Consider the following 22953-nt stretch of genomic DNA (forward strand, 5'->3'; position numbering starts at 1 on the left):
AATGAGCTAGTTGGTAACAAAGTTTGTCAAATGGTGTGGCGCTGATTAAAGCGGTGCCAATCAATGTGCTGGTTGATCACGCGTATTTGTTGGCAGATCTGATTAAGGGTGATTACATCGCTAAATTCAGTCAATTCATATTCATTAAAACCCAGCAGATAATTAAAAGCATCTTTATTGCCTGCTTGAATTGCATAAATGCGGATTTGCTGCTCAAAATTGAGTCTGAGACTGCTGACAGCGGTTTTCATACCAAGTTGATCGATATTGGGAATATCACACTTTTGTAAGTAGCCGGCACGCTCTCCTTCACCAGAGAACCAAATGCGAACTTTCTCGCTATAGCGACCTGACTTAGATGGTAAGTCAAACAATAGGCGATTGTGTCCTTGTTGTTTAACTGCTGCGATATACTCGTTTAAACCAGCATCAAAAAGTGCTTGATGGATAGGCACAATACGGGCTTTTATTTTACCGTGGGTATGGAAATGAAAACAAAGGATCTGTTGATGTTCAACAATATCGCACAGTTGTAAATGGCCAATTTCATCACTGTAAGCTCCGCTGTAATAAGCGATTAAAGGGAGCCAAAAATGCCAGTGTTTCGGCTGTTCGCGAGGTAAGCGTTGATCACCATATATATAGCCATGGTAAAGAGTATGTAATTCCATAGCGGAAAAAGGGCGGCGACCAAGATGGGACTTCAACGTAATACCCTGAAAGTAAAGATTTGCGCTAGTTTATAGCAAATAAACCAGCGCAGTAAAGCAATGTTAAATAATGCTTATTCGCTTAGTGCGCGTGCTAATCCAACCGGCTCGATTTCAACACATACTTGGTCGTCATTCCAGTTTAGGCCAACCAGTGCGTCATCTTCTTTTAGATCTTCAACCCAGTCATCTAAAAATTCATCCAAGGTGATTTGCAGTGGGCTGTAATCGGCCCATTCTTCTTTACACTGGGCTTTTGCTGTTGCTTCACTTTCCCACAATAGTAGTACATCGGTGTTTTCAAATTGGTTAGAGTCACAAACCACAAAACCGCCATCTTCAGCACCTAGCGCCCAGATTTGTTCACTTTGACGTACTTTTTCAACAAAACTAACTAGTTCTGATTCAATTTCGATATCACTCATGTGTTTACCCTTAAATGTTAATTACGTGGATCGGTTTGCTGCACTGCCTGTTGCTGAGCAAATGAATAATAGAACTTCATTAACTCGGTATGTGCCGTTAGATCCGTTAACTCGCGGAAGCAAATCCAATCAAGTAAGCAGTATAAACTGATGCACAGGTATTCACAGCTTTTAAATCCTGCATCTGCAAAATGGTTATTTAAATAGCTTAATGTTTCAGCAATGCGTTCATTTTGTAGATTAAAAAATAATTTATCATCTTGCGTATCGAATCCTGAACGCTGACAAAGTAATAGCTCAACCAGCGAATCATTGCATGCATTAATGATTGTTAGTAGGTGCTCTTGTTGCCAATTCAGACGAGTTTGACTGTGTTGTTCGAGCAAAAAGCGGATGATGTTATTTGAATCAGCCAAGGTTTGCTGCTTAGTGATTAGTACTGGAATTTTTCGGGCTGGATTATTTTGTATCATTAGCTGACGATCAGTGTCTGAAAAAATATCTAAGTTGATAAACTCAAGACTGCATTGATTTAACAGTGCCCAAATACGAATGCGGCGTACAAATGGCGAAGTTGTTGAGCCTAATAGTTGCATGTGCTTTCCTTAGGATAAAAAGAAAGCCGCAGAGGCGGCTTTCTTTTAGGTTAGTAATAAAACCAACGTTATTCTGTACGACTAGTCACTTCAAGTAAGTGGTAGCCAAACTGAGTTTGCACAGGACCTTGTACTTGATTAATCGGTGCTGAAAAAACCACTTTATCAAATTCAGGAACCATCATACCAGGACCAAACTCACCTAATGCACCGCCATCCTGACCTGAAGGGCAGTTTGAATGTGCCTTAGCTAACTCAGCAAAATCTTCGCCTTGTTCAATCTTGGTTTTTAAATCTAAGCACTGCGCTTCGCTGTCTACTAATATGTGTCTTGCACTTGCCACTGTCATAAAATCTCCCGTTTCAAGGTGGTGTTTTTTCAATCAAATCTTACGTTATTCTAGTTCAATAATAACTACTTGTACCAGTATAAAATTAAATATCTGAAATTGCTTGTTCTATTGCTTTAACTAACTTGTCTGAATCTGGCTTGGTTTTGCTATTAAAACGTTCAACCTGTTTGCGATCTGCAGATACAAGGTATTTATAAAAGTTCCAATTTGGCGAACTCGTTTGGGCATTTAAATGCTTAAATATAGCATTGGCATCACTACCTCTGACTTCGCTGGTGGCAAACATCGGGAAGGTCACACCGTAATTTACAAAACAGACTTTAGCGGTGGCTTTTTCGTCATCTTCTTCTTGGAAAAAATCATCAGAAGGAAATCCCAGTATCACTAAACCTTGATCTTGGTATTTTTGATATAGCGCTTCAAGACCTTCAAACTGTGGCGTAAAACCGCAGTTGCTTGCCGTGTTGACGATCAATAAGGGTTTATTCTTGAATTGACATAAATTAATACTCTCTTTGGAGCGAAGTTTGCGCATAGTAACATTAGTGAAATCATCACATGACGTATCCTCAACCTGCTGTTGGCTTGTTTGCTCTGGCTGTGCATAAACACTACAACTGAGTATTGCGCAGCATAATAATAATTTTTTAAACATACCGATTCCTTAACTTGTTGTGGCTGATCACCCTGGATGGTAGTCTACCGTTTATTTTGCAGTAGTGTGACTTTAACTCATACGTTACTATGCAATGAAGTGATCAACAACCGCTAAAAACAAAATGACAATACGATTAGCAAATAGTAATGATTTAGCCGCCATAGTTGCAATTTATAATGAAACAATAGCAAGTAGAATGGTTACAGCCGACACCGAACAAGTAAGCATAGCAGACAAGCAAAATTGGTTTAATAGCCATACCGAGCAGCGGCCTATTTACGTTTATGAGCAAGACTCGAAGGTGATAGCTTGGCTTAGTTATAAATCTTTTTATGGTCGTCCAGCCTATGATGGAACGGTAGAAATCAGTATCTATATTACCGCATTTGCACAAGGCCAAGGGCTTGGCAAACGCTTACTTACTTTTGCCCAAGAGCAAGCTAAGCCATTAAATATTAAAGTGCTACTAGCATTTATATTTAGTCATAATATACCGAGTATTAAATTGTTCGAGCGCTTTGGTTATCAACAATGGGGAAAGTTACCTAATGTGGCTATTATGGACGACAATCACTACAGCTTAACTATCTTAGGTAAGCATTTAGGGTAGATATACGACTAAAAATAATCCTTTAGATGGTGTTAATGCAGAAAACTTAGACTACGCTTTTATCATGTTAAGTTGATGAAAAGCGGAGTCAAAGCTGTGCGGAAAATATTGATCGTTGATAGCAATAGTATTTTAGCGATGCGGATAAAAGTATTGCTTGAATTGATTGGCTGTGAAGTTGAATTGATCCACTTTTCAATGCTACAGGAATGTACTGCGTTTAGTTCTTATGATTTAGTGACTATTGCACATGGTGTTCCAGTGGCTACCGCAAGTTTTTTAGTAACACAGGTCAGTCAAGAGCGCTTTTTACTGCTTGCACCTAAAGTTGAAAACAGCGAACAACTATCTTTATTTAGTGAGCTTAATCGACTGGCGCCAAATGCTCTGGTGATTTATCCCTTCTTCGCGAATAAAGAGATCAGCACCTTATTAGAGAGTGTGTTAGAGCTTGGCTCCGATAGTGTTTTAGTATTACCAACGGTATTGTTGGTTGACCATATTCCGCAGCGGCTTGAAAAAATAGCAAATAGTCTATTAGGTGCTCATATTAAAACGATTACAGCTAATAGTATTAGCTCTGCGATTAGCCAAACACAAGGACATGAAATTGATCTGCTATTGAGCGATTTTAGCTTGCCTGATGGATCTGGTTTAGAAGTATTTGCCGCCCTCAAAGTATTATATCCGCAATGTCGTTGTTTACTATTTACCTCAAAACCAAATCAAGTGTCGATGATTGAAGCTATTCGCCAAGGGGTGGAAGACGTACTAGTTAAACCAATTAATGAAAATATGTTACTGCAATCGGTGCATAAACTTTGGCAAACGGAGTTATTAAAACGTCATAACACTGAATTAGTTGAACGCCTACAAGATACCGTTGATGCACTTATTGAAAAAGATAGCTTGTTACGTGTCATTTATAAGCACACACCTGATGCGATTATGTTATTTGAGCGCAATGGTGAAGTGATTGAAGCAAACGATGCTTGCTCTAAACTATTTCGATTATCGGCAAAAGCACTGAAAAGCAGCTCAGTATTTACTTTATTGGATGCAACGTCTGTTGAGCAAATCAAAGAAAAAATAGCGACGTTAAATAAAAATCGTCAATTTAGTTGTGACGTGTATCTGCCAATGGAAGGCGAAGATGCCATTCCATTAGTTGGTTCATTCAATGAGATAGATCATCATGGTGATATTGCACTTGCGGTTATTTTTAAAAACGTTACTCACCTTAAGCTCAAAGAGGAGCTATTACTCGAAGCAAAAGATATGCTTGAAGAGCAAGTACGTGCCCGAACATCACAGCTTGAAGACGCTAAAAATATCGCTGAGGCAGCAAATCACAGTAAATCAGAGTTTCTTGCTAACATGTCCCATGAATTACGCACTCCAATGCATTCAATATTAAGTTTTGCCCGCTTTGGTTTAGATAAACTCGGCAGAGGTGATATTTCAGTTGAAAAGCTACAGAAATATTTATCTCGTATTGAGTGTAGTGGCGAGCGGCTGCTCTCATTACTTAATAATTTACTCGACTTATCTAAACTCGATGTTGGTAAATTCCCTTTTAATCCTCGCCCACACAATCTTAATAATATTATTAAAACCAGTATTGATGATGTGTCAGGTACTGCTATGGAAAAAGATATTGAAGTGAAGTACTTACCACAAAAACCGCCTCTTATAATTGACTGTGATGAAGAGCAAGTAAATCAATTATTACGCAATATCCTCGGCAATGCGTTGAAGTTTAGTGATCCGCATAGCTGTATTGAAGTCGTTTTAATTAAGCAGCAAGAGCAGGCAATTATTGAAGTGATTGATAGTGGTATAGGGATCCCCGATGATGAGCTTGAACATGTGTTCTCAAAATTTGTACAAAGTAGTAAAACCAATAATGGTGCTGGCGGAACGGGGCTTGGCTTAGCTTTGTGTCGTGAATTTGTATCATTACATAAAGGTGTTATTTCTGCTCATAACAACAGCTCAGGAGGCACGACGATTCGTATAGCTCTGCCATTAGAAATAAAAATTTCTGCTACTCAAGAAGAAATTACTTAGCTTGACTGGTAAGAGTTTTTTTTATGACTAAACTATTAATATGAATTATGAAATGGATGATAATTATGCCTTTAACGAGAATATTAGCTGTTGATGACGAGCCTTTTAATTTAGAAATTATAGAAGAGATATTGTTGGATCTTGATTTTGAATTAAAGATGGTTAGCAGTGGTCCTGAGTGCCTCAGCACAGTGGAAGAGTTTGCGCCGCAAGTAATCTTACTCGACGTGAGTATGCCACAAATGAATGGTTATGAAGTATGTAGAAAACTAAAGGCCAATCCCAGAACTGCAAATATTATCGTGATGTTCGTATCAGCCAGAGGCACTGTCGAAGAGCGGATGGAAGGGTATGCAGTCGGTGCAGAAGATTATATTGTTAAGCCATTTGGACAGGACGAACTTAAATCGAAACTGAAAATTCTTAACCAAGTACTGATTGAAAAAGAATCGTTAGAACAGCAAGTTGAAGAAGCCACATCCACTGCATTTAATGCCATGGCTAACAGTAGTGAAATGGGGCAAATAGTTAATTATATTGAGAGCATTGGTATGATTAACAATACTAAAGCGCTGGGTGAAGCCTTAGTTCATTGTTTAAGATCGTTTGATTTACAAAGTAATGTTGAGTTTAGAGCTAATATTGATGCTCCTGACCACTTTGCCCTAAATGGAACGTGTTCGCCGATTGTAATTGAATTGTTTGATATGCTCAAAAATAAGGGGCGGCTACATGAATTTTCCCATCGTATCTTAGTTAATTATGAATTAATTAGTTTATTGATTTTAAATATGCCAGATCACGATCCTGATAAGCATGGCCGGATCCGAGATCATGTGTGCTTTATTGTCAGTGTCACGGAGCAACAGCTACGCGCAATCATGACCCGTGAAGCTTTACAGTCGCAGCAAACAAAGCTAAATGATGCAATTACTATGGTTAATAGCAAGTTTCATGGCTTAATTGAGCTGTTAAATGAAAACCGTCAGAGTAATGAAGCGGTGTTCAAGCGTTTACAAGAAGAGTTAGAAGAGCGGATCCCATCAATGGGGCTAGACGAAGATCAAGAAGTGTTTATTTATCAGAAGGTAGATCAAGCAATTCAAAAATCAGTTGCCCGTGAAGAGTCTGTACAGGGGGTAAAAGCAGCTTTTCATGAAATTGAGCAAGACCTGTCTATCTTATTGAAAAAGTAATAGTAAATAATCAAGGGGTGTGAAGCTACGCATCTCTTGGTAAGCCCTTTTCTACGATACGTATCAAACGGGCGGTTTTTCTTAGCAACTTATCTTGTTTTGAGTGTTGTTGCTTAAGCGCCCACTCTATATGTTCTTTTACCAACTCGGTTGATTGATCATAGCTGGCACTGAGTGCGTCAACGATCGATTGGCTAAATTGCGCATTACCTAAACCTACAGCAATATTTCGTAGCCAGCGCTGATGACCAATTCGACGGATCGGACTGCCTTCGGTATTTTTTAAAAAGGTAGCTTCATCCCAACTAAATAAATCAAGTAAATCTTTATCTTTTAGTTGTGTTCGTGGATGAAAGTCGGCTTCATCGGTAATTTGCCCGTAGCGGTTCCATGGGCAAACTAATTGGCAATCATCACAGCCGTAAACGCGATTACCTAATAGTGAGCGATATTGCTCAGGGATTGGTCCTTGCAGCTCAATAGTAAGATAAGAAATACACTTGCGTGCATCCACCACGTAAGGCTCTACAATTGCGCCGGTAGGGCATAAAGTAATGCAGGCAACGCACTTTCCACATCCCTCAAACTCATTGGGCTTATCAATTGGTAAAGGGATATCAACAAATAACTCACCCAAAAAGAACCAAGAACCGGCTTCTTTATTGATTAGCAAGCTGTGTTTTCCACGCCAGCCTAAACCTGCTTTTTCAGCAAGTTGACGTTCTAATACTGGTGCTGAATCAACAAATGGCCGATAGCCTAATTGAGCGATTTGCAGCTCAATTTTTTGACCTAATTTCTTTAATCGATTACGCATCAGTTTATGATAATCACGCCCTAACGCATAACGACTAATATAAGCTTTATCGGTATTTTTGAGGGTTTTAGCAAAGCTTGCATCAGGGGGCAGGTAATTCATTTTTACTGATATAACCCGCACAGTACCAGGGACTAGCTCCGCAGGGCGAGCGCGTTTCATTCCATGAGCGGCCATATATTCCATATCGCCATGATAGCCTAAATCAAGCCAGCGCTGTAATTGTGCTTCGTGTTTACTTAAATCAATGTCAGTGATGCCAACTTCAGCAAAGCCTAGTTCTTTACCCCACTGTTTTATATCAAGGGCTAACTGCGTGTGATCGGATATTGAGCTACTCACATGGGTACATCATTAAGAAAAAATAACGGCGTAATTTAACACATTTACAGCGCAGTTAAAACGCTTGTACTTAGACAAAACGCTTTAACTGCTGCTGAGTTTGCTCACTTAGTTGTTGTGATAGTTGACAATCACCTAGCGCTACATCAATTTGTGCTTTTGCTTGGCTGCCTAATGCAACGATTTGTTCAACTGATTGATGGGTTTGATTTTGTGTCTGTTCGAGTAAGTGCACAGCGCTTACAATTTGCTGTAATTGTTGTTGATTGTGTTCAAATTCAACAAGCCGATCGGTAAATCCATGGGATGTATTACTAATGGTTGTTTCTGCATTATGTGAATAACTGACAAGTTGCTCAGATTCTTTATTTGTTTGATTTACTAAAGAATCCATTTGGTTGATGAAATCGCTGATCTGGCGAGTTGCATCACTTACTTTAACCGATAAAGTTCTTACTTCATCTGCTACAACCGCAAAACCACGACCTGCTTCACCCGCACGAGCGGCTTCTATTGCAGCATTGAGCGCCAACAAATTAGTTTGATCTGAAAACTCTTCAACCATTTTCAGGATGCTACGAATATTCTCGCTGTTTTGTTTTAAGCCAGAAATCGTTTCTGAAAAACTGCTCAATACATGACTAATCGATTTAACTTGAGTGACTAGTTTTGTGAGTTCTTGTGCTGAGTGTGTCACAAAGTTTAAATGCTCGGCGTTTACTTGATGAACATCATCGGTATTGGTAACGATACTTTGCAGACTATCAGTTATTTGATTACTGGCTGCGGTTATTGTTTGGCTAAAATCAATTTGTTGTTCGCTTAGCTGCGCCGTATGTTGCATTGACTCAGTCACTTGATTATTACTTTGTGCGCTGGCCTGCGAACTTTGGTAAGTGGTAGCGAGCAATTGGCTTAGATGATCAGTAAAGGTATTGTACTGTTGGCTGATCTCACGAAATTCATCATAGGTAAAGTGGGGGAGTTTAGCTGCTAAGTTTGCATCTTGGCGGTTAATTTTTATTAATGTATCGCGCATTGCCGTAACTGGGCGCACGATCAGAAAGCGCATGTAAAAGAGTGTAAAGGCAAAGCCGGCAATAATAATCACCGTGAGTAACCAAAATAGGCTAGTGTCTGCGTCTTGCGTAGTTAGACTTTTATATAACCAAATCAAAGTAATAGCTTGGAAAATAAATACAAAGCTAAGGTTGCCAACAATCTTTCGGGTTAAAGTAAAAAAGAAGCTTTGTTCTATAAAATTATAAATACGCATATACCCACTCATCAATTGCCCGCTCGGCTGTTGTATTGTTTTACTCAGTATCGTTCAAATTCACTTTAATTCAAGAATATAGGATGAACGGCAGCTATTTTTGATAACTACAGTGAGTTTAAAATCATTTTCGTGTTGCATGGATAATTAGTAAAAATTCCGTCGACACCAAAACTCAGCATTAACTCAATATCTTCTTGTTTATCAACCGTGTACGCATAAACTTGTAAGCCGCGTTGTTTGGCATCCGCGACAAACTCATGGTTAATAAAGTTTTTATCAACATGAATACTAAACGCCTGTAAGCGCTGGGCAAATTCGGCATAGTTGATAGGAATGGAGCCCGTTAACGCGCCAATTTTTAGCCAAGGTAGTTTCTGTTTAAGCCACATTAATTGATGATGATCAAATGAAGAGACTAACAGCATATCCTGAGATAGTTTGTTATTAACGATATTTAACTCAATCAGCTCAACAAATTTATCCAACGAGAAAGTGTGTTTTAACTCAAGGTTTAAGAGCACTTTATTGGCTGTCCAATCAATAGTTTGCTGTAGGGTTGGGACAAATTCGCCATTGCCGGCATCAAAACATTGAATTTGCTCTCGGGTAAGTTTATTTATTTTGCCGCGGCCGCTGGTGGTGCGATCTAGCCAAGTATCATGGATGATCATGTAATCATCCAAACAGCTTTGTACATCGACTTCAATACCATCGACTTCAATTTCGACTGCTGCGGTTATCGCACTCTGGGTATTTTCTGGATAAGTGCCACTGGCGCCCCGATGAGCAAAAACTTTTATCATAATGTGTGTTTCCGAGTAACTGACCATGTTTCGTAAAATGCTGCACTAATCACTAAAGCACCGCCAAGCAGGGTCTGTAGTGAAGGTTGTTCATGCAACAGCAAAAAAGCTAAAAATGTGCCATATAAAGGCTGTAAACAAGAAATAAGTCCCGCTGTTGATGCTGATAAATACTGTAAACTTGCCGCAAATAAAGAGTGCGGAGTTGCAGTAAAAATTACGCCAGCGACGAGCAATAACCCTAGATCTTGGTTCGATATATTAATCACTGGTACTTCAATAAAAGCACATAATAACAAGCTAGCCACTAATGTTTGATAAAACATAGTTTGTGGCCCACCGTAGTGGCTAAAGTATCGCTTATGAACAATATTTCTAAACGCGAAAAAAAATGCTGAAATAACACCGGTTACCACGCCTAAGGTGACATCATTACCCATATCTGCATTTGGTGTCAGTAAATAGATCCCTGTTATTACTACACTTGCGCTGAGCAAATCGTTTACTTTAGGCTTACTACCATTAAAGAATGGTTCAATAAATACGGTGATCACAGGGTAAGTAAAAAATGCAATCATGCCAACCGCAATCCCAGCCATTTGCATACCAGCAAAGTAGGTGACCCAATGTATACCTACAGCAGCCCCTAACAACAAAGCAATTAAGTAATCTTTAGCACCGCTGAGTTTAATTGCTTTTTTTTGCCATAACAGCAATATCATAATAGCCAGACCCGCGATGGCTGCGCGGTACACGGTGATATCTAATGCGTTGAGATTTATTAATTTGGCAAATAGTGCTGTGCCACCAAAAAGTAATACCGCAATATGTAAATAAATTAAACTTTGTTGTTGGGGTTGCATGTAAATTCGCTCTGCTATTTTTTACTATCTTATCACTGCTCATAATAAGGTGAAATTTTTAAAACATGACAAATGTCAGCAAAGTTGATGACATTTTACACTCTTATTTTTTTTAGCGGCTGGCATAGTTATCACATTCAACTGGAGGTAATTATGAATGCTTTAATTTTAATCAGTTTATATATCAGCGATTTTTTTGAAATATATAGTTTTAGTATTACTTACGCCGGTTACTTTATGCTGTTATGTGTTTTTGTGTTATTTAGTAAAAACATAATTATAAATAAAACGATACACTTGGGGTATTAGTATGAGTTCACTTGACACGGTTGCTGAGCAAATCGATAAAGGGTTTTGGAAGTATGGACATTTAATTTTTACTGGCTTTTATTTGTTGCCAATTATGATTAACTTTGCAAATTTAACCGCAAACAACATTTTTATGTCCTTAGCTTTATATATTGCTTTTATTATGCTCTATGTAAAAGCAATAAATTGCCAAGATACCGATACTACTAAGTTAGTTATTGCTATGTTGTTAGTTTGTTTTAGTGCTACTTTTTATACCTCAGGCACACCGACATTATTTGGTTTCGTTGCCTATATTGTCGGTTATGCATATAGTAAACTGCAACGAATTTTTTCAGCGTTAGTGGTCATTTTAACTGTTCTATTAAGTGCATATATTGGCGATATTGCAAAAGTAGAATACTTTCTCGCTATATCTTTAATTTTATGTGCGGCCTTATTTAGCTACGGTATAGCTGCAAAAAGAGAGCAGCAATATAAAATCCGCGAGCAAGAAAACGCCACGCAATTAGAGCAATTAGCAGCAATTGCTGAACGCGAGCGTATTGCTCGCGATTTACATGATATTTTAGGTCATTCTCTTTCATCAATTGCTTTAAAAGCAGAGCTTGCTAATAAATTAAATCAAGGTGAGCGTTACACACAAGCAAATACTGAAATTGCCCAAGTTGCAGAGCTTGCAAGGCAGCTATTGAGTGATGTGAGAAGTGCTGTCAGTGATTTAAAACAGCTCAATCTTGCGAGTCAAATTTCCCAATTGAAACAAAGGCTAACCGAACAAGGTTTTGAGGCGGATTTTAACGTCAAGTTAAATGTGTTACCTGCAAAAGTAGAAGGTATCGCAAGTCTTATTATTAAGGAAGCTGTTACTAACTTACTACGCCATAGCAGCACCAAGAAATGCATCGTTAGCATAACGCAAAATCAGCAGCAGTTAATAATCAATGTGATTGATCATGCACCATGTAGCTCAATAAAACCTGGAAATGGCTTAAATGGCATTAAAGAACGAGCAGAGCAGCTAGATGGTAAGGCTACATTTACCTGTGAGGATAACTTTAGTTTAAATGTAATGCTGCCTTTAACAGCGAAGGGGTTCTAATGATCAAGGTGTATTTAGTAGAAGATCAGGGGCTTGTGCGCGACGCAATCGCAGCATTATTAAGTCTAGATTTTAATATTGAGGTAATTGGTCAAGCAAGTAATGGGCAAGATGCATTAACAGCCATAAACATGCTAGACAGTAACTCTCTTCCTGATATTATTTTAACCGATATCGAAATGCCTAGCATGAACGGCATCGAACTCAGTGAGCAAATTGCATCAAAATACCCTGCTATAAAAATAGTTATTATGACCACCTTTTCGCGAGCGGGTTATATTAGGCGTTCTTTAAGTGCTGGCGTTAAGGGCTTTATTTTAAAAGAAGCCCCGAGCGATGAATTAATTAGCGCGCTTAAAAAAGTAATGCACGGGCAAAAGGTTATTGATCCTGAGCTTGCTATTAACGCATTAGATGATACTGATCCGCTGACAGATAAAGAACGAAAAGCATTACAACTCGCAAGTGAAGGGTTGAAAACAGCCGATATTGCCGCAAGGTTATACTTAAGCGAGGGCACGGTACGTAATTACTTATCAGACGCTATTGCTAAATTAAATGCCATAAACCGAGTAGATGCAGCGCGTATAGCCAAACAAAAAGGTTGGTTATAACGCCATAATAAGCTGTTTAAAGCAAGTAAAAGCGCTTTCTTAAAAGTTTCATAGCTTTTGCCTGTCTCATTGATCGGTTATGGGTTAAAATAACATCATAACCAATTAACAAGATAGTGAATGTCAAACCAAGATCCTAATCTCAGTCGAGAACAAGAAAAGTACGAAAACCCTGTCCCAAGTCGTGAGTTTATACTTACTCATATAAAAGACCGTGCCAAGCCTGCTAATTTTCATCAATTATGTGAGGAGTTAGCGGTAAACGATGATGAGCGTCAAATTGCTTTTAAGCGTCGTTTACGTGCCATGGAGCGTGATGGTCAACTGTTCTTTAATAAATTTAAATGCTACGCCTTAATTGATGAAGCTGGGCTTGTTAAAGGCAAAGTAATCGGTCACCGTGACGGGTTTGGCTTTTTAGAAGTCGAAGGCGAAAGTAAAGACTGGTTTATTGCCAAGCATCAAATGAGTTCGGTGCTGCATGGCGACATAGTACTGGCTAAAGGCACCAAACGAGGCTCCGGCGGCAAGTGCGATGCGCGTATTATTAAAGTGCTGACTGGCGAGCGAGCACCAATTGTAGGTCGCTATTTTGTTGAGCACGGCATAGCAGTGGTGGTGGCGGAAGATCCACGTATCACCCAAGATATTATTATTTTGCCGGGCAGTGAAAACGGCGCACGTCACAACCAAATGGTGCAAGTGCAAATTACCCAAAACCCTAATCGTAATATGAATGCGGTAGGGAAAATCATTGATGTACTGGGTGAGCATTTAGCCCCTGGTATGGAAATTGAAGTGGCACTGCGTAATCACGATATCCCGCATGTATGGCCAGAAGCGGTTGAAAAGCAGGTTGAACACTTAGGTGAGTTTGTCGAAGAAGGTGACAAGCAAAATCGAGTCGATTTACGTGATTTACCATTGGTTACGATTGATGGTGAAGATGCTCGCGATTTTGATGATGCGGTGTATTGTGAGCCTGTTGAATCGGGTGGTTGGCGGTTATGGGTAGCGATTGCTGATGTATCCCATTATGTCGCAATGAATACCCCACTTAATGCCGAGGCAATCGAACGTGGTAACTCAGTGTATTTCCCTGAACAAGTTATTCCTATGCTGCCAAAAGTATTGTCCAATGGCTTGTGTTCATTAAATCCAAAAGTTGACCGTTTATGTATGGTCGCAGAAATGCTGGTATCGGCTGAAGGTAAATTATCAGGCTATCGCTTTTACGAAGCGGTGATGAATTCGCATGCGCGCTTAACCTACACCAAAGTAAACGCTATCTTACAAGGTGATGAGAAGTTACGTACTGAATACGCACCGGTCGTGCCACATTTAACTGATTTACAGCAAATGTATATGGCATTAAAAGCCGCCCGCCAAGAGCGCGGAGCGATTGAGTTTGAAACCCTTGAAACACGCTTTGTATTTAACGCTCAGCGTAAGATTGAATCAATAGTGCCGGTGCTGCGTAATGACGCCCACAAGCTGATTGAAGAATGTATGATTTTAGCCAATGTGTCTGCGGCTAAAATGCTTGAAAAACACGAAGCCAGCGCGCTTTATCGTGTTCATGCTGAACCAGATGGAGAAAAACTGGCTAACTTTAGACAGTTTTTATCAGAGTTGGGTATTGAATCAACACTCAGTGATGAGCCAACACCAAAAGAAATTACCCATGTGTTAGCCAAGCTTGGCGACCGCCCTGATGCTGAACTTATCCAAACTATGCTACTGCGTTCGATGAAGCAGGCAGTATATCAAGCTGAAAACATCGGTCACTTTGGTTTGTCATTAGGTGAATATGCACATTTCACCTCGCCAATTCGTCGTTACCCAGATTTAGTCGTACATCGTGCGATTAAAGGCATTTTGAAAGCCCAAGGTATGGTTACGTCGGGTGCGTATGTTTATAGTGACGAAGAAGTCGCGCAATTGGGCGAGCAGTGTTCGAATACGGAGCGTCGTGCAGATGACGCAACCCGTGAAGTAGCTGATTGGCTGAAATGTGAATACATGCAAGATCATGTGGGCGACGAATTTGAAGGAGTGATCTCATCGGTTACTAACTTTGGTTTGTTTATTCGCTTAGCTGATTTACAAATTGATGGCCTTATCCATGTCACTAATTTAGGCGATGAGTATTTTCAATATGATGGCGCTAAACATTGCTTGATTGGTGAGCATTCTCGTAAAGTTCATCGTTTAGGCGATAAAGTCACGGTTCAGGTGGCATCGGTAAGCTTAGATGAGCGTCGCATCAATTTAACGCTCAGTGGCGATGTTGCACAAGACAGATACGCGCGTCGTCGTGGTGATGCAAAAGGGCATCAGCCGGCAAGTGTTCGTTCGCAGCTAAAACGTGGCAAAATACCAGGTAAAAAAGCTGACGCGAAAGAGCCTGGTGAACTTAGCGGTCGTTCTGATCAGGGAAAACCAAAGCCAAAAAAAAACAGTGCCAGTCGAGGTAAAAAGAAGCCTACAGGAAAATCAGCGGATGCTGGCACTACAACGACTGCAAAAAAACCAAAGAGAAAGGCCGTGAAAAAGCCGAAAAGACCCGGCAAAAATGCCCGTAAAAGTAAGAGTTCAGGAGCAAGTGATACGTGAGTAATGAATTAATTTTTGGCTTTCACTCTGTTGAAGCAATTTTCGCAAGTGAGCCTGAGCGTTTTATTGAAATTTATGCCCTAAAAGGACGTGATGATAAACGCTTATCTCCAATTATTGAAGAAGCGCGTAAATTTGGTATATCAGTGCAGTTTATGCAGCGCAAAGCCCTTGATAACAAATCAAAGGGTGAACAGCATCAAGGCATTATTGCTAATGTTATCGCAGCTCCTACTTTCAATGAAAAAGATTTAGATGCAATCATTGCGCGTGAAGAAACGCCATTTTTACTGGTTCTCGATGGCATAACAGATCCGCATAATTTAGGTGCTTGCTTACGTAGTGCTGACGCTGCCGGTGTTCACGCCATTATTGTGCCAAAAGATAAATCAGCAAAACTAAATGGCACAGCGCGTAAAGTTGCCTGTGGTGCAGCTGAGACAGTACCGCTGATCCAAGTCACCAATCTTGCCCGTACTTTACGTGAAATTAAAGATGCCGGTGTTTGGGTTGTTGGTACTGCTGGCGAAACCGATGTTCATGTATTTGATGCCAATCTAACTGGCCCTATGGCGATTGTTATGGGCGCTGAAGGCGAAGGTATGCGCCGCTTAACGCGCGAACATTGTGATGTGTTAGTTAAAATCCCAATGGCAGGCACTGTATCAAGTTTAAATGTATCGGTTGCCACAGGTATTTGTTTGTTTGAAGTACTGCGTCAGAGAAATGCGACACAGCCATAAAAGAAAAGCTTTAAGCTTGTAGCCGTCAGTTTAGAGATAAAATTTGAAACCATGCTTGAGTTAACAAGCATGGTTTTTCTTTTTGAGCTGATAGCTGATTTTCAACTTACCACTTAAAGCTAAAAAACCTACTTGCTTAATTTTCCGACTAAGCGTAAAATGCGCGCTCATTTCGGCCTATTTAATATTAATTCCTTGCCTTAAACCGACCGGCTGAAACGGTAGAAGGCTCTATTAACCGTAAGGAATATCCATGCGTCATTACGAAATCGTATTCATGGTTCACCCAGATCAGAGTGAGCAAGTTTCTGGTATGATCGAACGTTATACTGGTTCTATCACTGAAGCTGGTGGTGTTATCCACCGTCTTGAAGACTGGGGCCGCCGTCAACTGGCATACCCAATCAACAAGCTTCATAAAGCTCATTATGTTCTTATGAACGTTGAAGCACCTACTGAAGTAATCAGCGAGCTAGAAACTACTTTCCGCTACAACGATGCAGTGCTTCGTAACTTAGTTATGCGTACTAAAGACGCTGTAACTGAAGCATCTCCTCTTGTAAGAGAAGAGAAGAAAGAAGCACCAGCTGCTTAATTGTTTTGAGTCCAAGCATGGCGCTTGATCAGCGAGAATTTTAAGGTAAACCATATGGTCAGTCCTTTTATGAATCAGCTGGTTATTTCTGGGGTTGTTTGTAAAACACCTAAGTTTAGCCAAAGCCCTGCTGGTATCCCGCATTGTATTTTTGTTGTAGAACACAAATCAATGCAAGTTGAAGCAGACCTTAACCGTAATAGTTATGTTCGGCTTCAAGTGGTTGCTAGTGGTAAGCAAATGCAACAACAGACTCAACATTTGCACGTTGGGCAGGCATTGCAAGTGAGCGGTTTTTTAAATCGTCACGAAGGTCGTAACGGCCTTAGCCAATTGGTTTTGCATGCTCAGCATATAGAAAGAATTATTTGAGGAATTTATCTCATGGCACGTTATTTCAGACGTCGTAAGTTCTGCCGCTTTAAAGCGGAAGGCGTACAACAAATCGATTATAAAGATCTAGCTACTCTTAGAAACTATGTTACAGAAAGTGGCAAAATCGTACCTAGCCGTATTACAGGTACTAGCGCTAAATACCAGCGCCAGCTAGCAACTGCTATCAAGCGTGCTCGCTACTTAGCCCTTCTTCCATACACTGACTTACATAAGTAAGCAGCGGATTAACACGTTTTTAAAAGGTGTAGAAACATGCAAGTTATTCTACTAGATAAGATCGCTAACCTAGGTGGCCTAGGTGACCAGGTTGTAGTTAAATCTGGCTTCGCACGTAACTTCCTTTTCCCACAAGGTAAGGCAGTTCCTGCAACTAAAGCTAACGTTGAAACTTTTGACGCACGTCGTGCTGAGCTTGAAGCGAAAATCGCTGACCAGCTTGTTGCTGCACAAGCACGCGCTGATAAGCTTGAAGCATTAGCTGAAGTTACATTAGTATCTAAAGCCGGTGACGAAGGTAAGTTATTCGGTTCTATCGGTACTCGCGACATCGCTGACGCTATCTCAGCTGTTGGTGTTGAAGTTGCTAAGTCAGAAGTTCGTTTACCTCTAGGTACTATCCGTGAGACTGGCGAATTTGACGTATCAATCGCAGTTCATTCAGAAGTAACGGCTACTATCAAAGTAATCGTAATCGCTGAAGCTTAATTTTTAATTAAGCGAAAAAAGCCGTGCTGAAAAGCACGGCTTTTTTGTTTATTATTATCATCCATATCACTAGTTAGCATATCATTTTCAACATAAATATTGATTAAAGTCCCTTTTTTAGGTTTTTTATCTGGTATTGTTTGATCTAAAGTAAAAACTAATTATTTATACCTATTAAAATGTAGCGACATTGTAATTAGATTACAGATTGTTGACAGTGACAGCGCTGTCAATGTATATTGTTTGTGCACTGAGCATAGTGTTAAGGATGTAAAAATTGAAAGAGCAGATGATGAGAAGTACGAAGCTTTTTTCTGGTTTCACATTAATCGAGTTATTAATAGTCGTAGCTATTCTAGGTATTTTATACAGTGTAGCTATGCCTTCATATATTGAGCATATGGAGCGTAGTCGCCGTGCCGATATTCAACAAGTTATGTTGCAACATGGTGCAGTATTAGAGCGTATTTATTCACGTAATGGTGGTTATCCAAACGCTTTTGATACGGCAACAAATACAGATTTTTATACTTTTACTTATAAAGCGCTAAACCGTGTTAGTGGTGCTGCAGCGGATGCTAATTTTAAAAGTCGTGCATTTACATTAACTGCAACCCCAAAAATCGGTTCTGCCCAATCAGGAGATCGCTGTGGTGCATTAGTGATTAAGCATGATGGCACACAATCAGCTGATGCTAATAGTTGCTGGGAGTAACAATGACTAGAACAGCCGGTTTTACATTAGTGGAGTTGATGATTGTGGTTGGGATCGTTGCGATTATGGCGGTATTAGCGTTTCCTTCTTTTAGCCAGCAAATCATGCAAGATCGGGTTATTACCACCGCAAATCAGCTCAATAGTGTGTATAAATATGCGCGCAGTGAGGCGGTAAAACGTGATCGTGAGATTAAACTAGTGGTAAGTGGCGATAAATGGCAGGTAACAGCAGCTGTTGATGGTGTTGATACAGTATTAAAAGAATTCGTCATCCAACATCATGGTGTAACGGTTGGTTTAGTTGATCGTACCGTGTGGTCAAGTGGCGAAATATCTGCGGCGAGCGAAATTTTAATTAAAGATGACAATGATAAAACAGTAGATTATTACTTGTGCATTTTAAAAAGTGGCCAAAATTGGTTAGCTGAAAAATCAGTAGCATGTGCATAATGATTAAACAAAGTGGCTTTTCATTATTAGAAGTGATGCTGTCGGTTGTTATCGCCGGTATTGCTTTACTTGGGTTGGCAGCAGCTCAGCTCAAATCGCTACAATATGCTACCAACAGTTTTAATTACACTGTATCGCTGGTGCAAGGGCAAAATACGTTAGAGCGTATTTGGCCTCGCTTGTGTGAGTTACAAACGACGAATCCGGCTTTATTCACGGATGCTAACTTTCGTGCCTCTTTAGACCCGCAAATCGATGATTATCAGCTGAGCTTACCTGCGGCGTATGCGCATGATATGCAAATCACAGTTTCATGGGCTGATGAGCGGATCAAGCAACAAGACCCTGCTCAATTAGAAAATCAAATTACCTTAAATGCTAGTTACCCTGAGCTACCAGTTGGGTGTATTTGATGATGGCAATTTATCGTCCGCGAGGTTATACCCTTGTAGAACTGATGGTGGCTCTAGCCGCTGGTTCATTCCTACTAGCTGGAGTTAGCCTTTCATACTCAGCTATTAAAGGCACTATTTCAGTTAGTAAAGAGCTTGAAAATGCGCAAGAAGTAATACGTTACACAAGTAAGGTTTTTACGCGTAGCATTAAACAAACACCAAGCGCACCTTTGGTTGCAGCAGATGGCTCGGCAATTACTGTTACTCAGCCAGCTGGGGTTATCACCTGTAATGGCAGTGTATCAACAGCTGATATAAATGAAGTTTATAGCCTAGTAGGCAATAATTTAATGTGTACATTAGGAGCAGCTCCAGCAGAGCGGTTATTGACGGGAGTCGCCCAGTTGAGTTTTGCAATTGATAATAACATTGTCACTATTCATGTTGGCCCAGAGAATTTACCTGCGCAATTTGGAGACACTATTGCCATTGATATTGCGGTCTCTAATGTTATTTTAAACAATGCTTTTGGTGGTGTGTAATGGCTAAAAAACAAAGTGGTTTTACGCTTGTAACAGTACTTATCCTCACCAGTATGGCGAGTATTGTGGTACTTAATTCATTGCGTGAAAATATTATTCAAGAGCGTATGAGTGGCAATTTTCAAAAGAAAATAAATAGCCGTTTACTCGCTGAAAAAGGTGTTTTCGAAGAAGCTAAGTTATTACAGCAAGCTTTTTCAGATGATAAAACCTTAGATATCGATGGCTTGATCGCAGCGACAGGCACAGCATCAGGCCGCGGCTTAATTGGCGAAGATGCAACTTATAATGCCAGTATTAGTAAAAATGCTGCTGGAGAGCTGGAAATCATCAGCTTGGGTGAGCGTTATGGTGGTGATGCACAAAGTAATTTAGTCGCACGGTTTGGATTTACGCCAGGTAAAGGAGGCTCTGTTTTTAAGAACGCAATTGTGGGCTGTGAAGGGGTGTCACTCAGTGCCAGTGGTCGAATTGATAGCTATGACTCAAGTAAAGGGGATTACGATCCTGACAAGGCTGAGGCTGGCGCTGTCATAGGCACGGTTTATAAAGATAAGGATGTTACATTATCAGGTGCTTCAACTATTTGGGGAAGTGTTCATGCGACTGGCAGTATTACTTTTTCCGGCTCATCTCCAATCACAGGCACATTGCGTGCAAATAACCATATTACAATCGATTCGAACTTTACAGTATCGACTGATCCTGTTTTACCCGATGGTTTTCCACTTGATACAGCTGTAGGCGGAGATGTTTTATCGGCGGGAGGGGTTACCTGGAGGCAAGGAAAAATATTAGGCGTAGTTCGAGCAAATAAAGATCTTAACTTCCCTAATAACAGTGCGAGTACTGTGCTAGAAAATAGAAATAATGACGGCTTAGACGTTTTATATGGCGGCAAATTAAACGCAAAAGATTTAGCACCACACCTTGAACAAGGTGGTATTCCTTATTCAGATCCACGTTATAATGTATCACCAAATGTTGAGTTGGTACCTTTTCAAGATCCTGATAATTTTACAGCAGGGCAAACACAGTGCGATTCAATAAATATAACAACGGTTGTTGATGGTCTGGTTGATCCTAGCGGCGAAAATATTATTGTGAAACACGGTAGTTCAACACTAGTCTCTGATAAGCCAGAAACACGTGTTATCTACGAGTTAACGCCTGAGATAGCTCAGTCTAAGATTGAAAATCAAGGTGATTATGTATGGGAAAAGTGGTTAGGCGCACGTCCTGCGACACTTAATTATACGTTAAACACAATTGAGAACGTTGTTGATGTAAAAGTATTAAAAGCAGGTAACTTCTCATTAAATAATGGCATTTTAAAAGTCGCGGGTGGTGATGTAACCTTGATAGTAAATGGTCACTTCATGATGGAAGGCGCTTCAGAGATCCATATAGCACAAGGCAGCAGCTTAAGCCTTTATGTCAACGGTAAAGTAAAATTGAAAGCGTCTCCAGGGTCGATCACAATGAAGCATGGGTTAACCAAAACTGGTAAACCGGTATTCAGTATTTATTCCAGCAATGAACAAGCCAATGGTATTGATATTGATGCTGATGCTAATTTGTATGCAGCCATCTATGCGCCAAAGACTGATGTTAAAGTCGTCGCTAATGGTGGTTTCAGTGGCTCAATTCGGGGCAAAACGGTTTCAGCGTCTGGCAAAGGTGGTATTCACCATGATTCAAATCTAGCAAATATAAGTAGTGGTGGGGGCAGCGCGTTTGACGGCAAATTAGTTTTCCTTGGCTGGTCATATAAAGTACCGGAAAAAACCACTGAAGGGCCCGAAGAAGATCCCCCAGAAGCAACGTTATAAAACCACTTGATAAAACGGCTAGCTGATAAGTTAGCCGTTTTTTGTTAAAAATAATTTCATGTCATTTAAACCTTTTCACTTACATCTCACGTCTAACTATTCAAGAAACTTAAAATTCTGAAAGATCGTATTTCCTGAGTGCTTAGGTATACTCATTTCATAATAATAATCATAAAGGGACAACATCAACGATGTTGATAGATGCAAAACATGCTTTTACACAGCTAAGCGAAGATGCACTTATTACCCGTGTAAAAAGCGGTGATCAAAATGCTTATGCTGCACTTTATGAATTACATGTAAAGCGGGTTTATGGATTGTGCTTACGGTTACTCGCAGATCGCGAACATGCCGAAGATGCAACTCAAGAAGTATTTGTGCAGCTGTGGCATAAAATCGCTAGCTTTGAAGGGCAGTCACAGTTTTCAACTTGGCTGCACAGTGTCACCAGTAATATTGCGATTAGCTATTTACGTAAACATAAGAATTGGTTGCAAAAAGTAGTGAGCTTCGAGCAAAGCGGTATGGATGAACAAAGCGCAACAGATTGCCAAGGTCTAAATGGACTCGACAAGTTAGTATTACGACTACCTGAGCGAGCTCGTATGGTATTTGTGCTGCACGCCATTGAAGGTTATCGCCATGAAGAGATTGCCACTATGTTAGGAATGGCAGTGGGTTCTAGTAAGTCGCAATTTCATCGCGCCCGTCAGTTATTAAAAGAGTGGTATGAAAATGAGTAAGCCTAATTTTGAAACATTTTTAGCTGAGTCAATCAATAACACTGAGTTAGAGATCTCACCACAAAAAGATTTATGGCCAGGTATCGAAAAAGCATTAACGCATGCTCCTCAGGCGCAAGGTAAAGCTGCGCTGTGGCCTAAATTAGCGGGTGTGGCAGCATGCTCAGTGGCGGCTTTATTAACCGTGCAGTTGCTGTTTTCCGGCTCTGAGCCTGCGACAAGTGTGGTGATGAGTGACTATTTTACCCAGCAAAAACAAACCTTGTTGGTGCAATATCAAAATCAGCCTGCATTGACAGATAACTGGCAACAGCAATTAACAGAATTAGAGGACGCTGAGCGGGCAATAAAGCAAGCCCTCGACAATGAGCCTGAGAATCCAGCGTTATTAAAAATGCTCGCACAGGTTTATCAGCAGCAATTAGATCTAATCAATAAGGTGCATGCACCGAAGTGGCAACAAATTTAGGAG

The 22953-nt window shown here is 40.2% G+C and carries 27 protein-coding genes; 18 read left to right on the forward strand and 9 right to left on the reverse strand.

Annotated elements, in window-relative coordinates; all coding sequences use genetic code 11:
• Window positions 1-26 precede the first annotated feature (26 nt).
• The 5 genes from H5186_RS14350 to H5186_RS14370 form a co-directional block, all read right to left on the reverse strand.
• Window positions 27-707: a hypothetical protein gene (locus H5186_RS14350; RefSeq protein WP_149980621.1), complete on the reverse strand. Its 681-nt coding sequence runs from the start codon at window positions 705-707 to the stop codon at window positions 27-29.
• 77 nt (window positions 708-784) lie between these two features.
• Window positions 785-1135, reverse strand: coding sequence for a DUF2750 domain-containing protein (locus H5186_RS14355; protein ID WP_145236925.1), 351 nt, complete (start codon window positions 1133-1135; stop codon window positions 785-787).
• Window positions 1136-1152: 17 nt separating this feature from the next.
• Entirely contained in the window at window positions 1153-1731 is a 579-nt protein-coding gene (locus H5186_RS14360) for a glutathione S-transferase family protein (protein WP_182718058.1), read from the reverse strand.
• A 68-nt stretch (window positions 1732-1799) separates the two neighbouring features.
• A complete protein-coding gene (locus H5186_RS14365) occupies window positions 1800-2081 on the reverse strand; it encodes a peptidylprolyl isomerase (protein WP_145236931.1) in 282 nt (93 codons plus the stop codon).
• An 85-nt stretch (window positions 2082-2166) separates the two neighbouring features.
• A complete protein-coding gene (locus H5186_RS14370; RefSeq protein WP_145236935.1) occupies window positions 2167-2739 on the reverse strand; it encodes a glutathione peroxidase in 573 nt (190 codons plus the stop codon).
• Between the two features lie 124 nt (window positions 2740-2863).
• On the opposite strand from H5186_RS14370, the gene H5186_RS14375 reads away from it, so the two are divergent.
• The 3 genes from H5186_RS14375 (at window position 2864) to H5186_RS14385 (ending at window position 6618) form a co-directional block, all read left to right on the forward strand.
• Window positions 2864-3352 carry a GNAT family N-acetyltransferase gene (locus H5186_RS14375; protein ID WP_182794613.1) on the forward strand — a complete coding sequence of 163 codons (489 nt, stop codon included), beginning with the start codon at window positions 2864-2866 and terminating at the stop codon, window positions 3350-3352.
• A 75-nt stretch (window positions 3353-3427) separates the two neighbouring features.
• The gene (locus tag H5186_RS14380) at window positions 3428-5422 is read left to right on the forward strand and encodes an ATP-binding protein (protein WP_145236941.1); all 1995 of its coding nucleotides are present in this window, start codon (window positions 3428-3430) and stop codon (window positions 5420-5422) included.
• Between the two features lie 65 nt (window positions 5423-5487).
• Window positions 5488-6618, forward strand: coding sequence for a PleD family two-component system response regulator (locus tag H5186_RS14385; RefSeq protein ID WP_145236944.1), 1131 nt, complete (start codon window positions 5488-5490; stop codon window positions 6616-6618).
• 25 nt (window positions 6619-6643) lie between these two features.
• On the opposite strand, the gene queG is transcribed toward H5186_RS14385, so the two are convergent.
• The 4 genes from queG to H5186_RS14405 all read right to left on the reverse strand — a co-directional run bounded on the left by queG (window position 6644) and on the right by H5186_RS14405 (window position 10722).
• A complete protein-coding gene (gene queG / locus H5186_RS14390; protein ID WP_182718059.1) occupies window positions 6644-7777 on the reverse strand; it encodes a tRNA epoxyqueuosine(34) reductase QueG in 1134 nt (377 codons plus the stop codon).
• A 70-nt stretch (window positions 7778-7847) separates the two neighbouring features.
• On the reverse strand, window positions 7848-9065 hold the full coding sequence (locus H5186_RS14395) for a methyl-accepting chemotaxis protein (protein WP_182718060.1): 1218 nt from the start codon (window positions 9063-9065) through the stop codon (window positions 7848-7850).
• Between the two features lie 95 nt (window positions 9066-9160).
• Window positions 9161-9859 carry a glycerophosphodiester phosphodiesterase family protein gene (locus tag H5186_RS14400; protein ID WP_145236954.1) on the reverse strand — a complete coding sequence of 233 codons (699 nt, stop codon included), beginning with the start codon at window positions 9857-9859 and terminating at the stop codon, window positions 9161-9163.
• Window positions 9856-10722, reverse strand: coding sequence for a DMT family transporter (locus tag H5186_RS14405; RefSeq protein WP_149980630.1), 867 nt, complete (start codon window positions 10720-10722; stop codon window positions 9856-9858). Before H5186_RS14405 ends, H5186_RS14400 begins: the two co-directional genes overlap by 4 nt.
• Before the next feature lie 310 nt (window positions 10723-11032).
• Here H5186_RS14405 and H5186_RS14410 point away from each other — a divergent pair, with 310 nt between their 5' ends.
• From H5186_RS14410 to H5186_RS14480, 15 genes are all read left to right on the forward strand, one after another.
• Window positions 11033-12133 (forward strand): sensor histidine kinase, encoded by a 1101-nt coding sequence (locus H5186_RS14410; RefSeq protein ID WP_182794614.1) that lies wholly within the window; start codon window positions 11033-11035, stop codon window positions 12131-12133.
• Window positions 12133-12747 carry a DNA-binding response regulator gene (locus tag H5186_RS14415; RefSeq protein WP_182718062.1) on the forward strand — a complete coding sequence of 205 codons (615 nt, stop codon included), beginning with the start codon at window positions 12133-12135 and terminating at the stop codon, window positions 12745-12747. Before H5186_RS14410 ends, H5186_RS14415 begins: the two co-directional genes overlap by 1 nt.
• Before the next feature lie 120 nt (window positions 12748-12867).
• A complete protein-coding gene (gene rnr / locus H5186_RS14420; RefSeq protein WP_149980633.1) occupies window positions 12868-15363 on the forward strand; it encodes a ribonuclease R in 2496 nt (831 codons plus the stop codon).
• Window positions 15360-16106, forward strand: coding sequence for a 23S rRNA (guanosine(2251)-2'-O)-methyltransferase RlmB (gene rlmB / locus H5186_RS14425; RefSeq protein WP_182794615.1), 747 nt, complete (start codon window positions 15360-15362; stop codon window positions 16104-16106). Before rnr ends, rlmB begins: the two co-directional genes overlap by 4 nt.
• A gap of 253 nt (window positions 16107-16359) precedes the next feature.
• On the forward strand, window positions 16360-16701 hold the full coding sequence (gene rpsF / locus H5186_RS14430) for a 30S ribosomal protein S6 (protein ID WP_145236974.1): 342 nt from the start codon (window positions 16360-16362) through the stop codon (window positions 16699-16701).
• Between the two features lie 54 nt (window positions 16702-16755).
• Window positions 16756-17073: a primosomal replication protein N gene (gene priB / locus H5186_RS14435; RefSeq protein ID WP_145236977.1), complete on the forward strand. Its 318-nt coding sequence runs from the start codon at window positions 16756-16758 to the stop codon at window positions 17071-17073.
• A 12-nt stretch (window positions 17074-17085) separates the two neighbouring features.
• Window positions 17086-17313 carry a 30S ribosomal protein S18 gene (rpsR, locus tag H5186_RS14440; protein ID WP_002962753.1) on the forward strand — a complete coding sequence of 76 codons (228 nt, stop codon included), beginning with the start codon at window positions 17086-17088 and terminating at the stop codon, window positions 17311-17313.
• Window positions 17314-17349: 36 nt separating this feature from the next.
• Window positions 17350-17802 (forward strand): 50S ribosomal protein L9, encoded by a 453-nt coding sequence (gene rplI, locus H5186_RS14445; RefSeq protein ID WP_145236982.1) that lies wholly within the window; start codon window positions 17350-17352, stop codon window positions 17800-17802.
• A 289-nt stretch (window positions 17803-18091) separates the two neighbouring features.
• Window positions 18092-18517 carry a type IV pilin protein gene (locus H5186_RS14450; protein WP_182784538.1) on the forward strand — a complete coding sequence of 142 codons (426 nt, stop codon included), beginning with the start codon at window positions 18092-18094 and terminating at the stop codon, window positions 18515-18517.
• Between the two features lie 2 nt (window positions 18518-18519).
• The gene (locus H5186_RS14455; protein WP_145236992.1) at window positions 18520-18969 is read left to right on the forward strand and encodes a GspH/FimT family pseudopilin; all 450 of its coding nucleotides are present in this window, start codon (window positions 18520-18522) and stop codon (window positions 18967-18969) included.
• Window positions 18969-19382: a prepilin-type N-terminal cleavage/methylation domain-containing protein gene (locus H5186_RS14460; RefSeq protein WP_145236995.1), complete on the forward strand. Its 414-nt coding sequence runs from the start codon at window positions 18969-18971 to the stop codon at window positions 19380-19382. Before H5186_RS14455 ends, H5186_RS14460 begins: the two co-directional genes overlap by 1 nt.
• Window positions 19382-19906 (forward strand): PilW family protein, encoded by a 525-nt coding sequence (locus tag H5186_RS14465; RefSeq protein ID WP_182784524.1) that lies wholly within the window; start codon window positions 19382-19384, stop codon window positions 19904-19906. The genes H5186_RS14460 and H5186_RS14465 overlap by 1 nt, the downstream gene beginning before the upstream one ends.
• A complete protein-coding gene (locus H5186_RS14470; RefSeq protein WP_182784526.1) occupies window positions 19906-21738 on the forward strand; it encodes a hypothetical protein in 1833 nt (610 codons plus the stop codon). The genes H5186_RS14465 and H5186_RS14470 overlap by 1 nt, the downstream gene beginning before the upstream one ends.
• A gap of 191 nt (window positions 21739-21929) precedes the next feature.
• Window positions 21930-22481, forward strand: coding sequence for an RNA polymerase sigma factor (locus tag H5186_RS14475; protein ID WP_182718069.1), 552 nt, complete (start codon window positions 21930-21932; stop codon window positions 22479-22481).
• Complete coding sequence (locus tag H5186_RS14480) at window positions 22468-22950, forward strand: hypothetical protein (protein WP_182718070.1); 483 nt, start codon at window positions 22468-22470, stop codon at window positions 22948-22950. Before H5186_RS14475 ends, H5186_RS14480 begins: the two co-directional genes overlap by 14 nt.
• Window positions 22951-22953 lie beyond the last annotated feature (3 nt).

This window comes from Pseudoalteromonas sp. SG41-2 (assembly GCF_014164535.1).
In the GTDB taxonomy this organism is placed as follows: Bacteria; Pseudomonadota; Gammaproteobacteria; order Enterobacterales; family Alteromonadaceae; genus Pseudoalteromonas; species Pseudoalteromonas rhizosphaerae.